The 14,986-nt window shown below is 67.5% G+C and carries 15 protein-coding genes; 9 read left to right on the forward strand and 6 right to left on the reverse strand.

The features are described from left to right. Together HMPREF2924_RS25930 and HMPREF2924_RS25935 are read left to right on the forward strand one after the other, a co-directional pair. Nucleotides 1-1,584: AAA family ATPase (locus tag HMPREF2924_RS25930; RefSeq protein ID WP_141765580.1), on the forward strand; the 1,584-nt coding region annotated here is incomplete at its 5' end. A gap of 101 nt (nucleotides 1,585-1,685) precedes the next feature. Then, nucleotides 1,686-2,264: a DUF2780 domain-containing protein gene (locus tag HMPREF2924_RS25935; protein ID WP_003084725.1), complete on the forward strand. Its 579-nt coding sequence runs from the start codon at nucleotides 1,686-1,688 to the stop codon at nucleotides 2,262-2,264. A gap of 197 nt (nucleotides 2,265-2,461) precedes the next feature. On the opposite strand, the gene HMPREF2924_RS25940 is transcribed toward HMPREF2924_RS25935, so the two are convergent. Continuing rightward, nucleotides 2,462-3,349 (reverse strand): acyltransferase, encoded by an 888-nt coding sequence (locus HMPREF2924_RS25940; protein ID WP_003129039.1) that lies wholly within the window; start codon nucleotides 3,347-3,349, stop codon nucleotides 2,462-2,464. A 142-nt stretch (nucleotides 3,350-3,491) separates the two neighbouring features. Here HMPREF2924_RS25940 and HMPREF2924_RS25945 point away from each other — a divergent pair, with 142 nt between their 5' ends. The 6 genes from HMPREF2924_RS25945 (at nucleotide 3,492) to HMPREF2924_RS25970 (ending at nucleotide 8,193) form a co-directional block, all read left to right on the forward strand. Further along, nucleotides 3,492-4,001, forward strand: a complete 510-nt coding sequence (locus HMPREF2924_RS25945) for a retropepsin-like aspartic peptidase RloA2 (RefSeq protein ID WP_003084733.1) — start codon at nucleotides 3,492-3,494, stop codon at nucleotides 3,999-4,001. Nucleotides 4,002-4,085: 84 nt separating this feature from the next. Beyond that, on the forward strand, nucleotides 4,086-4,775 hold the full coding sequence (creB, locus tag HMPREF2924_RS25950; RefSeq protein ID WP_003084734.1) for a two-component system response regulator CreB: 690 nt from the start codon (nucleotides 4,086-4,088) through the stop codon (nucleotides 4,773-4,775). Continuing rightward, the gene (gene creC, locus HMPREF2924_RS25955; RefSeq protein ID WP_003084735.1) at nucleotides 4,775-6,199 is read left to right on the forward strand and encodes a two-component system sensor histidine kinase CreC; all 1,425 of its coding nucleotides are present in this window, start codon (nucleotides 4,775-4,777) and stop codon (nucleotides 6,197-6,199) included. Before creB ends, creC begins: the two co-directional genes overlap by 1 nt. Before the next feature lie 101 nt (nucleotides 6,200-6,300). After that, a complete protein-coding gene (gene creD, locus HMPREF2924_RS25960; protein ID WP_003084736.1) occupies nucleotides 6,301-7,659 on the forward strand; it encodes a cell envelope integrity protein CreD in 1,359 nt (452 codons plus the stop codon). Nucleotides 7,660-7,708: 49 nt separating this feature from the next. Next, nucleotides 7,709-8,011 carry a hypothetical protein gene (locus HMPREF2924_RS25965; RefSeq protein ID WP_003084737.1) on the forward strand — a complete coding sequence of 101 codons (303 nt, stop codon included), beginning with the start codon at nucleotides 7,709-7,711 and terminating at the stop codon, nucleotides 8,009-8,011. Further along, nucleotides 8,008-8,193 carry a hypothetical protein gene (locus HMPREF2924_RS25970; protein WP_023094495.1) on the forward strand — a complete coding sequence of 62 codons (186 nt, stop codon included), beginning with the start codon at nucleotides 8,008-8,010 and terminating at the stop codon, nucleotides 8,191-8,193. The genes HMPREF2924_RS25965 and HMPREF2924_RS25970 overlap by 4 nt, the downstream gene beginning before the upstream one ends. Here the strand turns inward: HMPREF2924_RS25970 and HMPREF2924_RS25975 are convergent. After that, nucleotides 8,156-8,776, reverse strand: coding sequence for a glutathione S-transferase (locus HMPREF2924_RS25975; protein ID WP_003129043.1), 621 nt, complete (start codon nucleotides 8,774-8,776; stop codon nucleotides 8,156-8,158). The two genes, HMPREF2924_RS25970 and HMPREF2924_RS25975, sit on opposite strands and share 38 nt — an antisense overlap. Nucleotides 8,777-8,794: 18 nt before the next feature. Further along, nucleotides 8,795-9,745, reverse strand: a complete 951-nt coding sequence (locus HMPREF2924_RS25980) for a Vgb family protein (RefSeq protein ID WP_003111755.1) — start codon at nucleotides 9,743-9,745, stop codon at nucleotides 8,795-8,797. Nucleotides 9,746-9,830: 85 nt separating this feature from the next. Between HMPREF2924_RS25980 and HMPREF2924_RS25985 the strand changes: the two genes are divergently transcribed. Beyond that, a complete protein-coding gene (locus tag HMPREF2924_RS25985; protein WP_003084748.1) occupies nucleotides 9,831-10,688 on the forward strand; it encodes a PP2C family serine/threonine-protein phosphatase in 858 nt (285 codons plus the stop codon). A 172-nt stretch (nucleotides 10,689-10,860) separates the two neighbouring features. On the opposite strand, the gene HMPREF2924_RS25990 is transcribed toward HMPREF2924_RS25985, so the two are convergent. From HMPREF2924_RS25990 to HMPREF2924_RS26000, 3 genes are all read right to left on the reverse strand, one after another. Beyond that, nucleotides 10,861-13,275, reverse strand: a complete 2,415-nt coding sequence (locus HMPREF2924_RS25990) for a TonB-dependent siderophore receptor (protein WP_003129046.1) — start codon at nucleotides 13,273-13,275, stop codon at nucleotides 10,861-10,863. A 103-nt stretch (nucleotides 13,276-13,378) separates the two neighbouring features. Continuing rightward, on the reverse strand, nucleotides 13,379-14,350 hold the full coding sequence (locus HMPREF2924_RS25995) for a FecR domain-containing protein (protein ID WP_003129047.1): 972 nt from the start codon (nucleotides 14,348-14,350) through the stop codon (nucleotides 13,379-13,381). Continuing rightward, nucleotides 14,347-14,865: an RNA polymerase sigma factor gene (locus HMPREF2924_RS26000; RefSeq protein ID WP_003084762.1), complete on the reverse strand. Its 519-nt coding sequence runs from the start codon at nucleotides 14,863-14,865 to the stop codon at nucleotides 14,347-14,349. Before HMPREF2924_RS26000 ends, HMPREF2924_RS25995 begins: the two co-directional genes overlap by 4 nt. Between the last annotated feature and the right edge of the window lie 121 nt (nucleotides 14,866-14,986).

A 14,986-nucleotide genomic window follows, 5' to 3' on the forward strand; every position in this document is an offset into this window, starting at 1 on the left:
AAGTACATCGAGAAGGACGCCGCGCTGGAGCGGCGCTTCCAGCCGGTGTTCGTCCCCGAGCCGACGGTGGAGCAGACCATCTCCATCCTCCGTGGCCTGCGCGACAAGCTCGAAGGCCACCACAAGGTGACCATCCGCGACGAGGCCTTCGTCGCCGCCGCCGAGCTGTCCGACCGCTACATCGGCAACCGCTTCCTGCCGGACAAGGCCATCGACCTGATCGACCAGGCCGCCGCCCGCGTGCGCATCGCCAGCACCTCGCGGCCGGCCGAGATCCAGGAACTGGAGGCCGAGCTGGCGCAGCTCAAGCGCGAGCAGGACTACGCCGCCAGCCGCAAGTGGTACGACGAGGCGAAGGTCTTCGAGAAACGCATCCAGGAACGCAAGGAACACCTCGAGCAGATCACCGAGCGCTGGCAGCAGACCCAGGGGTCGAAGACCGAGGAGGTGCGGGTCGAGGACATCGCCGAGATCATCTCCAAGCTCACCGGCATCCCGGTCACCGAACTGACCGCCGAGGAGCGCGAGAAGCTCCTGCAGATGGAAGAGCGCCTGCACCAGCGGGTGATCGGCCAGCAGGAAGCGATCACCGCGGTCAGCGACGCCGTGCGCCTGGCCCGCGCCGGGCTGCGCCAGGGCAGCCGGCCGATCGCCACCTTCCTGTTCCTCGGCCCGACCGGGGTGGGCAAGACCGAGCTGGCCAAGGCCTTGGCCGAGGTGGTGTTCGGCGACGAAGACGCGATGATCCGCATCGACATGAGCGAATACATGGAGCGCCACGCGGTGTCCCGGCTGATCGGTGCGCCGCCGGGCTACGTCGGCTACGACGAGGGCGGCCAGCTCACCGAGCGGGTGCGCCGGCGGCCGTACAGCGTGATCCTGCTCGACGAGATCGAGAAGGCCCACGCCGACGTCAACAACATCCTCCTGCAGGTGTTCGACGACGGCCGCCTGACCGACGGCAAGGGGCGCGTGGTGGACTTCACCAACACCATCATCATCGCCACCAGCAACCTCGGCTCCGAGCTGATCATGAAGAACGCCCAGGCCGGCGAGTTCGCCCAGCCGCCGGAGAAGCTCAAGCGCGAACTGATGACTACCCTGCGCGGGCATTTCCGCCCGGAATTCCTCAACCGCCTCGACGAGGTGATCGTCTTCGAGTCGTTGAGCAAGGCGCAGATCGAGGACATCGTGCGCCTGCAACTGGAGCGGGTGAAGCGCGCCGCGCACGCCCAGGACATCTACCTGCACATCGACGACAGCCTGGTCGGCCACCTCGCCGAAGAGGCCTACCAGCCGGAGTTCGGCGCCCGCGAACTGAAGCGGCAGATCCGCCAGCAGCTGGAGACGCGCCTGGCCACGGCGATGCTCAAGGGCGAGGTGAAGGAGGGCGAGACGGTCACCTTCTTCTACGACGCCAAGGACGGCGTCGGCTACCGCAAGGGCGCCGCGCCGAAGCCGGCGGCACGCAAGAAGTCCGGCGCCGGCGAGACGCCCAGGGGCCGCGCGACGGCGGCGAGGAAGCCGGCGGCGAAGAAAGGCGCCGCCGCCAAGGGCAAGGCCGACAAGCCGAAGACCAAGTGACCCGACCAAGGTTGGGGAACAAGGCACCGGCCGGCCGGTCGAAATCTCACCCCGGCCTGCGAATGCGGCCGGGGCGTTCGATATCTCATGAGGAATTGCCGATGCGCGTCACCACTCACGCTACCCTGGCCGCGGCCCTGCTGCTCAGCGCCGCCTCCGCGTTCGCCTTCAATCTCGGGGATGCCGCCAAGGCGGTCGCCGGGGCGTCCCAGGGCGACTCCGCCCAGGTAGCCACCACCCCGCAGACCAGCGGTCTGCTCGGCGCACTCACCGGTCAGCTCGGGGTCAGCCAGGAGCAGGCGGTCGGCGGTACCGGCGCCCTGCTCGGCCTGGCCAAGAACCAGTTGGCCGGCAACGATTACTCGCAACTGGTGAAGACCATCCCCGGCCTCGACAAGCTGGCCGGCAACAACGCCCTGGCCGGTCTCGGCGGGCTCGGCAACGTGCTCGGCAAGAGCGGCGGCGACAGCAAGGGCCTCGGTTCGCTGCTCGGCAATGCGGACAGCATGGGCGACGTGAACAAGGCCTTCGGCACCCTGGGCATGGATAGCGGGATGACCGAGAAGTTCGCCCAGGTGCTGGTCGACTACTTCGGCAAGCAGGGCGCCAACAGCGAGCTGCTGGGCAGCCTGAGCAATCTCTGGGGAGTGAGCAAGGCGGGCGGCTCGTCGCTGCTCTGATCTGCCGCCAGCGGATCGGCGGATAACCGCGTTGCGGTTATTCGCCCTACGAGGTGGGTGCGACCCCCGGGTATTCGTTGCCCGCACCGGTAGGGCGAATAACGCCCCCGGCGTTATCCGCCGCTGCGCCGTGGAAACGGCGGATAACCGCGTTGCGGTTATTCGCCCTACGAGATGGGTGTGCTTCGGCCGGTACTTCAGCGCAGTTGCCGCAAGCGGGCGATGCGTTCGTCCTTTTCTTCCCACATGCGCGAGACCCATTCCTGCACGTACTGGCGGAACACCGGGTCGTTCTCGTAGTCGCCCTGCCACAGGGCGGGATCGATCGGCCGGGTCTGGATGTCGACGATCACCTTCGGCACCCGTCCGCAGAGCAGGTCCCAGAATCCCGGAACCTTGTCGCTCGGGTAGACCACGGTGACGTCGAGCAGGGCGTCCAGCTGCTCGCCCAGCGCGGCGAGGACGAAGGCCACCCCGCCGGCCTTGGGCTTGAGCAGGTGGCGATAGGGCGACTGTTGCTGGGCCTTCTTCTGCTCGCTGAAACGCGTGCCTTCCAGGTAGTTCACCACGGTCACCGGGATGCGCTTGAACTTCTCGCAGGCGGCCCTGGTGATCTCCAGGTCCTTGCCCTTGAGTTCCGGGTGCTTCTCCAGGAAGGCCTTGGAATAGCGCTTCATGAACGGATACTCCAGCGCCCACCAGGCCAGGCCGAGGAAGGGCACCCAGATCAGCTCCTTCTTGAGGAAGAACTTGAAGTACGGGGTGCGCCGGTTGAACACCTGGATCAAGGCGGGGATGTCGACCCAGGACTGGTGGTTGCTCACCACCAGGTACGAGGTGTCCTGACGCAGGTCGCCGGCGCCGCGCACGTCCCAGACCGTCGGCGTGCAGGTGGCGAAGATCCACTTGTCGATCTCCGCCCAGGTCTCGGCGATCCACATCACGCCCCTGGAGCAGAGGTCCTTCAGGCGCTGGCCGGGGAGCACCAGCTTGAGCAGTGCGATCAGCATCATCGGGCCGATCAGGATCAGCGTGTTGAGAAGCAGCAGAAGGCTGCTGGTCAGGCCGGTCAACAGTTCCCGCATGGTTGGTTTCCCTGTCCTGGGTGTGGGTCGACGCGGCCCATCATACGCATCCGCGCCGCGCCGCCCAAGCCGCCGGCGTGGCGAACGAAACCGCGCCGTGCTAGTCCTATGTGGACCTCGTATCACTTCAGGAGATGCCCGCGTGAAGCGTGCCCTTGCCTTGCTCTCGCTGTTCGCCCTGCCGGTCCTCGCCGCCGAACCCAACCTCTACGGCCGCTACGAATGGGTCTCCCTGCCGGAGCTGGACCGCACCCTGCAGGCGAAGATGGACACCGGCGCCTACACCTCCTCGCTGTCGGCCAAGGACATCGAGTTGTTCCAGCGCGACGGCGAGGAGTGGGTGCGCTTCCGCCTGGCCACCAAGGAGGCCGATGGCTCGGTGTTCGAGCACAAGCTGGCGCGCATCGGCAAGATCAAGAACCGCGCCGACAACCGCAACGGCGAGGACGAGGATGAGGACCGCCTGAGCGAACGCCCGGTGATCGACCTGCAGGTCTGCCTGGGCGGAGCGATGAAGACCATCGAGGTCAACCTCACCGACCGCAGCGCCTTCAACTATCCGTTCCTGATGGGCACCAAGGGCTTGCGCAAATTCCACGTCGCGGTCGATCCCTCCGAGCGCTTCGTCGCCGACAAGCCCACCTGCAAGTAAGCGTCCTACGCCACCGGCGGCGCGATTGACGCGCGCGCCGGCTTGCGGCACCGTTCCGGCATTCCCGTCAGCCGCCGTCACACCATGCCGCATATCCTGATCGTCGAAGATGAAGCCGCGATTGCCGACACCCTGCTCTACGCCCTGCAGGCCGAAGGCTTCGCCACCACCTGGGTGACCCTCGCCGGCGAGGCGCTGGCGTTGCAGGAGCGCCAGCCGGCGGACCTGCTGATCCTCGACGTCGGTCTGCCGGACATCAGCGGTTTCGAGGCCTGCAAGCGCCTGCGGCGGTTCTCCGAGGTGCCGGTGATCTTCCTCACCGCGCGCGATGCCGAGATCGACCGCGTGGTCGGCCTGGAGATCGGCGCCGACGACTACGTGGTCAAGCCGTTCAGCCCGCGCGAGGTGGCGGCTCGGGTCAAGGCCATCCTCAAGCGCATGGCGCCGCGCCCGGCGGCGCTGGAAGGGGCCGCGCCGAGCGGGCCGTTCCAGGTCGACGAGGAGCGCGTGCGGATCCACTACCGCGACACCCCGCTCAACCTCACCCGCCACGAGTTCCGCCTGTTGCAGACGCTGCTCGGGCAGCCCGAGCGGGTATTCAGTCGCGAGCAGTTGCTCGACGCCCTCGGCGTCGCCAGCGAGGCCGGCTACGAGCGCAACATCGACAGCCACATCAAGAGCCTGCGCGCCAAGCTGCGCCAGGTGAACGAACGCGGCGAAGCGATCCAGACCCATCGCGGCCTGGGCTACAGCTACAGCCCGGACCACGCCTGATGCCGCTCGGCGTTCGGATCTTTCTGGTCTACTTCCTGTTCGTCGGTCTCACCGGCTACTTCGTGCTGAGCACGGTGATGGACGAAGTGCGCCCCGGCGTGCGCCAGTCCACCGAGGAAACCCTGGTGGACACCGCCAACCTGCTCGCCGAGATCCTCCGCCAGGACGTGAAGAACGGCACCCTGGCGCAGAGCGACCTGCCGGAGATGCTCGAGGACTACGGCAAGCGGGTGCCGCAGGCGGATATCTGGGGCTTGCGCAAGGAGGCGGTGAACCACCGCATCTACGTCACCGACGCCAGCGGCAAGGTGCTGCTGGACTCCGCCGGGGTGGCCGTCGGCCAGGACTATTCGCGCTGGAACGACGTCTACCTGACCCTCCGTGGCCAGTACGGCGCGCGCTCCAGCCGCGAAGACCCGGACGACCCGGATTCCTCGGTGATGTACGTGGCGGCGCCGATCAAGGATGCCGGGAAGATCATCGGGGTGGTTTCGGTGGCCAAGCCGAACAGCAGCCTGCAACCCTACATCGACCGCTCGCAGCGGCGCCTGGCCTGGCTCGGTGCCGGGCTGATCGCCCTCGGCCTGCTGGTCGGCGGCCTGCTCTCCTGGTGGCTCAGCGGCGCGCTGCGGCGCCTCACCCAGTACGCACAGGCGGTCAGCGAGGGGCGCCGCGCCGAGCTGCCGCGCTATCGCGGCGGCGAGATGGCGCAACTGGCCGACGCGGTGGAACGCATGCGCACGCAACTGGAAGGCAAGGACTACGTCGAGCGCTACGTGCATACCCTGACCCACGAATTGAAGAGCCCGCTGGCGGCGATCCGTGGCGCCGCCGAGTTGCTCGACGGCGAGATGCCGGCCGAGCAGCGGGCGCGCTTCGTCGGCAACATCGCCGGCGAGAGCGAGCGCCTGCAACAACTGATCGAGCGCCTGCTGAGCCTGGCCCAGGTGGAGCAGCGGCAAGGCCTGGAGGAGGTCGGCAAGGTCGACTTGCGGGAGATCGCCGCGTCCCTGCTGGAAGGCCAGGCGGCGCGTATCCAGCGCCAGCGATTGCGGGTGGAGAACCGCCTGGAAGGTCCCTGCGAGGTTCGCGGCGAGCAGTTCCTGCTGCGCCAGGCGCTGGCCAACCTGCTCGACAACGCCCTCGACTTCACCCCGCCCGGCGGCATCCTTCGCCTGCTCGCCGAGGCCGACGGCGAGGGTATCGCCTTGCGCCTGTTCAACCAGGGGCCGGCGATTCCCGACTACGCCCTGGCGCGCCTCACCGAACGCTTCTACTCGCTGCCGCGCCCGGCCAGCGGGCGCAAGAGCACCGGGCTGGGACTGAACTTTGTCGCCGAGGTGGCGCAACTGCATGGCGGCCGGTTGCAGGTCGGCAACCGCGACGACGGCGTCGAGGCGCTGCTCTGGCTGCCGCGCGGCTGAGGCGTCTCCACGGAAACTCCATCGACTCTCCACACGGCGACCCGAAGCCCGCCATCGCGGCGCCGCAGACTTTCCGCCATCACCCCGACGGAGAGTCCCCCATGAACCGCACGCTGGCCTACAAGCTCGGCGCCATCGCCCTACTCATCCTGCTATTGCTGATTCCCCTGTTGATGATCGACGGCCTGATCCGCGATCGCCAGGAGGTTCGTGACGGCGTGCTGCAGGATATCGCCCGCAGCTCCAGCTACAGCCAGCGCCTCACCGGCCCGCTGCTGGTGGTGCCGTACCGCAGGACGGTGCGCGAGTGGGTCACCGAGGAGAAGACCGAGAAGCGCGTGTTGCAGGAGCGCGAGCAGCGCGGCGAGCTGTACTTCCTGCCAGACCGCTTCGCCCTCGACGGGCAGATGCGCACCGAGCTGCGCTACCGTGGCATCTACCAGGCGCGCCTGTACCACGTCGACAACAAGGTTGCCGGCTACTTCCAGGTGCCTGCGCACTATGGCATCGAAGAAGACCTGGAGGACTACCAGTTCGAAACGCCGTTCCTGGCGATGGGCATCAGCGACATCCGCGGCATCGAGAATGCCCTGCGCCTGTCCCTCAACGGTGCCAGCGTCGACTTCGAGCCGGGTAGCCGGGTCGGCCTGCTCGGCAGCGGTGTGCACGCACCGCTGCAAGGCGTCGACGGGCGCCAGGCGCAGCGCCTGGAGTACGCCTTCGACCTGTCGTTGCTCGGCAGCGAGCGGCTGGACATCGTGCCGGTGGGCCGCGACAGCCAGGTCATCCTGAAGGCCGACTGGCCGCACCCGAGCTTCGGCGGCGAGTTCCTGCCCAGCGAGCGGGAGATCACCGCCCAGGGCTTCACCGCGCGCTGGCAGACCAGCTTCTTCGCCACCAACATGGAAGAGGCGCTGCGCAGTTGCGTGGAGGAGCAGCGCTGCGACGGTTTCCAGGCGCGCGCCTTCGGCGTCGGCCTGGTCGATCCGGTGGACCAGTACCTGAAGGCCGACCGCGCGATCAAGTACGCGCTGCTGTTCATCACCCTGACCTTCGCCGGCTTCTTCCTCTTCGAGGTGCTCAAGCGCCTGGCGGTACACCCGATCCAGTACGCGCTGGTCGGCCTGGCGCTGGCGTTCTTCTACCTGCTGCTGCTGTCGCTGGCCGAGCACGTCGGCTTCGAGCTGGCCTACCTGGTCTCCGCCGGAGCCTGCGTCGGCCTGATCGGCTTCTACCTGTGCTTCGTCCTGCGCAGCGTGGCCCGAGGGCTGGGCTTCAGCGTCGGCCTGGCAGGGCTGTACGGCCTGCTCTACGGCTTGCTGAGCGCGGAGGACTACGCCTTGCTGATGGGCTCGCTGCTGCTGTTCGCGGTGCTTGCCGCGGTGATGGTGCTGACCCGCCGCCTGGACTGGTACGGGGTCGGCCGCAAGGACCTCCCGGCGGTACCCGCCAGGGCCTGACGACGAGGGCGGCGGCGCCGGCCGCCGCCGATTTCCAAGGAGGAAAAGCATGCGCCTGTTCTTCGAGTTCACCCTCTGTGCCGCCCTCGGCCTGCTGGTCAGCGGCGTGATCCTGATCTTTCTGCTGTTCTTCGGCAAGTTCGGCCTGATCGAGTACTGGATCGCCAGCGGCAAGCCCCTGGCCCACGCCATGCTGGTGCTGATGCCGGACGGATTCTGGGAAGGCCTCAGCGGCATCGAGGGCGCCGCCGGCAATCCGCACGTGCGCTCCTTCCTGGAGCTTTGCATGGGGCTCGGACAGAGCGCGCTGTTGCTGGGCCTGCTGCTGTTCCGCCTGGTGTGCTGGAAATGAACGGCTATGTCGGCCTGCGCGACGACCGTCGCGACGGCGAGCGCCTGGCGGCGCGGATCGGCCTGCTGTTCCCCGGCCCCTCGGTGGCCTGGCTGCAACGCGCCGAACGTCTGCGGCGGCAGCAGGCGTCGGCGGGCCTCGGGGTCAGGCGCGGGTGGCCTGCATCGACGGGCGCTGGCTGACTTCGGCGAACCAGGCGGCGAGTCGCGGGTAGCGGCCGCGCCAGTCCCACTCCGGCTGGCGCAGGTCGAGATAGCCCAGGGCGCAGGCGACGCCGATGGCGGCGATGTCGAAGCGCGCCTGCAGTTCGGCGATGCAGTCGCTCTCCAGCCATGCCAGGGACCGCGCGATCTTTTCCCGCTGTGCCTCGAGCCAGGCGTCCCAGCGCTTCTCCTCGGGGCGGACGAAGGTCTCGTAGCGGGTCAGCACCGCGGCGTCGAGGACGGCGTCCGCCAGCGAGGCGATGGTCAGGCGTCGCCAGCGGGCGCTGCCTTCGCGGGGGATCAGCGGTTCGCTGACGTGCTGCTGGTCGAAGTAGTCGCAGATCACCCGGCTGTCGTGCAGCACCTGGCCGTCCGGCAGGCGCAGGGCGGGAATCTTGCCGGCCGGGTTGCTGGCGTTGAGCTGCCGGATGGGCGCGACCGGCGTCGGCGTGACTTCCTCGAGCGCCACGCGCTCGCGTTGGCCGGTTTCGTGGAGCAGGACCAGGACCTTGCGCACGAAGGGCGAGGCGGCGGCGTAGAACAGCGTATGGGTAGCGCTCATGCGGGCTCCTTGGAAGGATCAGTCGCGGACGACGCGCAGACGATCGGCGGCAGGCTCGGCGCTCCAGGTTTCTCCGGGGCGACCGCCGAGCAGGGCGTTGCCGGGCGCCGGCCGGTCGCTGGGCAGGACGCGGAATGTCGCCTGCTCACTGTCGAAACGCAAGAGCGCCCCGCTGGCGGCGTCGTGCAGCCAGACACGGTCCATGGCGTCGACCCGCAGGCTGTCCGGGCGGGCCTGGCTGTCCGGCAGCGGCCAGCTCTGCCACGAGGCATCGCTGGGATCGTAGCGGTACAGCCGGGCGCCACCGCTGTCGCTGGCCCAGAGCCTGCCGATGGAGTCGGCGCCGATCCCGCGCAAGGCCTTCGTGCCTTCAGGCGCGGGCAACCGCTCGGCGCTGCCGTCGAGCGGATCGACATGCACCAGCGCGTCGTCCTGCGCGTACCAGACCTCGCCGTCCGGGGTGACGCAGATGCCGTTCGCCGCCTTGCCCTGGGGCGAGGGCCAGACCTCCACCAGGCGCCTGGCTGGGTCGAGGCGACCGTGGAAGCCGCGGCTGCCGGTGAACCAGAGGCGCCCGTCGTCGTCGAATACCGCGGACTCGAGCCCGGCCGGCGCGGCCTTGGCCGGTAGCGGGAAACGTTCGCTGCCCAGGCGCTCGCCGCCGATGCGAAGGATGGCGTTGAGGCCACTGTCGAGCACCCAGGCGTTGCCGCTCTCGTCGCTGACGATGGCTCGCGGCCGCGCGCCTTCGCCGAGCGGCACCTGCACGCTCTCGCCACTGGTCGGGTCGAGGCGCCCCAGCGAATGCCCGCCGTCCGCGCCGTACCAGACCGCACCCTGTGCACTGGGCGCGACCGCGTAGGGCGCGGAGCCCTTGTCCAGCGGGTAGTACTGTTCGCCGGCCAGGGCGGCGCCGGTCGACGACAGGGCCAGGAGCAGGCCCAGCAGCGGGTAGGGCAGGTGACGCATACGGTTCTCCCGGAACGACGAGCGGAACGTGGAAAGGCTCTGTCTTGCTATTCTGGCAGCGCATTGAGCATAGGAGGAACTGCGAATGGCCACAGTGGAAATACTCGGGGCGGAATGCCGCGCGGGGGGCGCGGTGAACGACGATGCGCTGGGCTGCACGGCGCAGGCCGCCTGGGTGATCGACGGTGCCACCAGCATCGGTCGCAGCGTGCTGGGCGTGGAAAGCGACGCGCGCTGGCTGGCCCAGGCGGTGGACCGGCACCTGCGGTTGCTGCTGGAAGTCGAGCCCGAGCAATCCAGCGAGACCCTGCTGCGGCGCCTGCTCAACGATATCCAGGGCGACTTCCGCGCCCAGAGCGGCCGCGACTGGCACGACCTCGAAGACATGCCGGCGGCCTGCCTGAGCCTGCTGCGGATTCGCGGCGGAGAAATCGAACTGCTCAACATCGGCGACAGCCGGATTCTCGTCGAAGGCGCCGACGGCCAGGTACGCAGCTTCGGCGATTCGGCCCTGTACGAACTGGATCGGCAATCCCTGGCGCATTTCTGCCGGATGCGTGAGGAACATCCGCAGTGGGACCACGCCGAACTGTTCAAGGCCAGCCGCCCGCGCGTGCGGCAGAACCGCCTGCTGATGAACAAGCCCGAGGGCTACTGGGCGCTGGACATCAGCGACCGCTGGCTCGGCCAGGTGCAGCGCGAGACCTTGCCGCTCGCCGCGTTGCGTTCCTTCGTGCTGATGACCGACGGCTTCGACCGGCTGGTCGAGCCTTTCCGCCGCTATACCGACGAACAGTTGCTGCGGCGCCTCGAGGACGTCGGAGTGAGCGCCATGCTCGACGAGTTGCGCGAGATCGAACAGGGCGACGACCAGGCCCTGGCTTTCCCGCGTTTCAAGATCCACGACGACGCCAGCGCGCTGTGGGGTCGGATCGCGGGGTGAACGACGATCTCCGGCGCCCGGAATGCAGCTCCTCCCCGATGCGCCGGCTACCGATATCCCGGCCCTCTCCCACAGGCGGGAGGAGGGCATCCGGTGCCCGGAAGGTACGTTCTGCGGTAGGGCGGATAACCGCGAAGCGGTTATCCGCCGTTGCGCACCTGTGACGCGTCGCTTACCACTTGTAGCTGACGCTGCCCACCACGCTGCGCTGGTCGCCGTAGTAGCAGTAGTAGCCGTCGCAGGACGCCAGGTAGTCCTTGTTGAACAGATTGTTGGCATTGACCGCCACGCTGACGCCTTTCAGGCTGCCGTTCAATTGGCCCAGGTCGTAGCGCACGGCGGCGTCGTACAGGGTGTACGAGCCGGCGTAGCCGTCGTAGGTGTTGGCCTGGTCGCCATAGGTCGAGCCTACGTAGCGGGCGCCGGCACCCACGCTGAAACCGTTCAGCGTACCCTCGTGCCAGGTGTAGTCGGCCCATAGCGAGGCCTGGTTGCGCGGCGCCTGTTGCAGGCGGTTGCCTGCGTACTGGCCTTTTTTCACTTCGGTGTCGGTGTAGCTATAGGAGCCGATCACTTTCAGATTGTCTGTGACGTTGCTGGTGGCTTCCAGTTCCAAGCCGGTGACCTTAACCTCGCCAGCCTGCGAGGTAGTGGGTGTCCCATTGACGTTGTCGGTGACCCTCACGTTCTCCTGGCGTAGGTCGTAGACGGCTGCGGTGAACAGCGAATCGGAGCCTACGGGTTGATACTTGACGCCCAGTTCCCATTGTTTGCCTTCGGTGGGTTTGAACATCTTGTTGGAGCCTATATCGTCGGCGCCGGTGCTTGGCTGGAATGACTCTGCATAGGAAAGGTAGGGCGCCAGGCCGTTGTCGAAGATGTAGCTCAGAGCTGCGTTACCGCTGAATTTCTTGTCGCGGCTGGTGTTGGTGGCATCGTTCTGATTGTAGAACGTGGCGCCGGCATGTACCCAGTCCTCACGGCCGCCGAGGGTCAGGCGCCAGTTGTCGAGGGCGATCTGATCCTGGACGTAGAGCCCGGTCTGATAAGTCTTCTGTCGGTAGTCATAGAACGCACTAGAGCGCGATGGCTTGGGAATTGGCTGACCATAGATCGGGTTGTTGACGTTGGTCGGCGGCACACCGGTGAAGTTGTAGATCGAGGTGTAGTCGGTGCGGGTGCGGTTGTGATCGATACCCAGCAGGAGAGTATGGCGCAGCGCACCGGTCTCGAAGTCAGCCTGGAAATTGTTATCTACCACGAACTGACTGATGTCCTCGTCCACCGAGGTCGTCATGCGCTGTAAGGTGCCGTCGGCGCTGGCCGCATCGATACTGCTGGTTGGCGTAAGCGTCTGGAACGACAGGTCGTTGCGCAGGTAGCGCAGGTTCTGGCGAAACTGCCAGACATCGTTGATGCGCCGTTCGAAGGAATAGCCCAACCAATAGTAGGTGCGGTCGTAGAAGTCCCAGTCCGGATCGCCGAGGTTTTTGTGATGGGAGATCTTTCCGAACGGAGCGTCGTATTTGGTCCCGCGTAACGGCAAGAATTGGCTGGTGGCGGCTGTATCGTCGCGGTTGAATTGGCTGAGGAAGGTCAGCCGGGTATCGTCGTCGATGTTCCAGGTCAGGCTCGGGGCGATGTTGTAGCGCTTGTCGTCGATATGGTCGACCTGGGTGTTGCTGTCGCGCACCACGCCGGAGAGGCGATAGAGAAAGCGCCCCTCGTCGTCGATCGGGCCGGTGCTGTCGAAGCTGATCTGCTTGTGGTTGTAGTTGCCGATCTCGGCCTTCACCTCGTGACTGGCGACGTTCTGCGGACGCAGGCTGACCATGTCGAGCATGCCGCCGGGCGGGGTCTGGCCGTAGACCGAGGAGGCCGGGCCGCGGAGCAGGGCGAGGCGCTCCAGGTTCCAGGTCTCCAGCTTCGGGTTGTTGTATGAGCCTGTCGCCATCGGCAATCCATCGAGGAACTGGGTCGGCTTGAAGCCGCGCACCTTCAACCAGTCGGAACGGGAGTCGCTGCCGAAACTGCTGGCGACGACGCCGGGCATGTAGCGCACCGCGTCGTCGAGGTTGTGCACGGCGCGGTCGGTCATCTGCTGGCGGGTCGCCACCGAGATCGAGCGCGGGGTCTCGAGGATCGGCGTATCGGTCTTGGTCCCGGTCATGCTGCGCTTGGCCACGTAGCCGCTGGTCGGCCCCAGTGGGTCTTCCTCGGCGCCGCTGACCGTCATCGCCTGCAACGACAGGGTGTCTTCCGGCACCTTGCGCAGGCTGTAGGTGCCGCCGGCATTTTCCACCAGCTCCAGGCCGCTGCCCTTGAGCGCTTCGCGCAATGCGCCGGGCGCGTCGAAGCGACCTTGTACGGCGTGGGCGCTGCGTCCTTCGGCGAGCGCCGGGTCCAGGGTGAGGACCAGGCCGGCCTGGGCCGCGATGCGGTTCAGGGTGCCTGCCAGCGGGCCGGCGGCGATGCGGTAGTCGCGCACGCTGGCCTGTTCGGCCGGGGCTGCGTGGAGGAACGGTGCGGGAACGGCGAGGGCGATGGCTAGGGCGAGCAGGCCGGGACGGAACGTCGGGCGGGGCATGTGCGGGGCTCCTGGATGGAAACGAGTCTCAATGCCTCCTTGCCGGACGAGTCGGAAAAAGTGATAGGGCCGGCGGGAAAAATTTTTCGCCGGCCCGTTCGGTTCAGCGTGGCACCACTTCGAACCACCAGGCGTTGTGCCTCACGCTGCGCACCGGCAGGCTCGGCTCCAAAGCCTGAAGGGCGAGGCGGGTGTCCTTCAGCGGGAAACTGCCGGTGACGCGCAGGTCGGCGATGCTCGGGTCGACCAGCAGCAGCGCCGGCGAATAGCGCCCCAGTTCCGCCACCAGGTCGGCCAGCCGGGCGTTCTCCACCACCAGCATGCCTTGTGCCCAGGCGCCGGCCAGGGCCGGGGCCGCTTCGCTGGCCTGCAGGCCTTGCGGCAGGATCAGCACCTGCTGGCCTTCCTTGATCACACGCTCTTCGCTGAGCGTTTCCGCGCGCGCGGCCACCGCCGACTGCAACACGGTGAGGCGCGTGCCGGGTTCCTCGCGGCGCACCAGGAAGCGCGTGCCGAGGGCGCGCATGTCGCCATCGGCGCTGCTGACCACGAAGGGGCGCGGGTCGCCATGGGCGGTTTCCACCAGGATCTCGCCGGCCAGTAGCACGACCTGGCGGCGTTCGCCGTCGAAGCGGACGTCGATGGCGCTGCGGCTGTTCAGGCGCACATGGGTGGCATCCGGGAGGGTCAGCTCGCGCTGCTCGCCGGTGGCGCTGTAGGCATCGGCCAGCAGGTAGCGGACCGGGACGTAGCGGTTGGCCACGCCGAGCCCGACGCCCAGCGCCAGCACTAGCCCCAGGGCGCTGCCGCCGAGCCGGCGCAGGCGGCGCTTGAAGCGTGCGTTGCCGGACAGCAGGGCGTTGCGCGCCGGCCCGTTGGCGGCTCTCGCCAGGTGCCGGTCGAGGCCGCCGAGCTGTTCCCAGGCGCGTTCGTGTTCGGGATGCGCCGCGTACCAGCGGTGGAAGGCGCGGTGATCGTCGGGATGGGCTTCGCCGGAGTCGAGCAGCAATTGCCAGGCGATGGCTTCGTCGAGCACCCGCGCGCGTACCGGCGAATGACGATCGTCGGCGCTCACCGGGGCTCTCCGTAGAGGGCGATATAGCACTGGCGCAGGCCCTGGGCCAGGTATTGGCGCACGCGCGGCACCGAGACTCCGAGACGCTCGGCGATCTCCGCGTGGGGCATGCCGTCCAGGCGGCTATAGAGAAACGCGCTGCGCGCCTTCAGCGACAGCGTGCCAAGCAGGCGATCGATCTCGCGGAGATCCTCGAGAATCAGGTACTGCTCTTCGGCCGAAGGCTGCTCCGCTTCCGGAACCAGCGCCAGTTCGGCGAGATAGGCCTGCTCAAGGGCGGCGCGGCGGAAGTGGTCGATCATCAGGCCGCGCGCCACCTTCGCCAGGAACGCGCGTGGTTCGCGCAGGCCGGGCAGCTCCGGGCGGCCGAGGAGGCGAACGAAGGTGTCCTGGCTGAGGTCTTCGGCGCGCTGGCGGCAGCCGAGGTTGCGGTTCAGCCAGGCAAGCAGCCAGCCGCGGTGGTCCCGGTACAGGCTACCCACGAATTCGCTGTTGCTGACGTCACCCGCCGACACGACCGCTCCCCATCCCGAAACGGGATTGAATGGAAAAACGAGAATTATTCGCAAATGATCGCAAAGTGCGACTATCCCTGCAATTGGCGTCCGTCGGGAAGCCACTTGAGTCGTCCCGCTG

The organism is Pseudomonas sp. HMSC063H08 (assembly GCF_001813645.1).
GTDB classification, from domain to species: domain Bacteria; phylum Pseudomonadota; class Gammaproteobacteria; order Pseudomonadales; family Pseudomonadaceae; genus Pseudomonas; species Pseudomonas aeruginosa.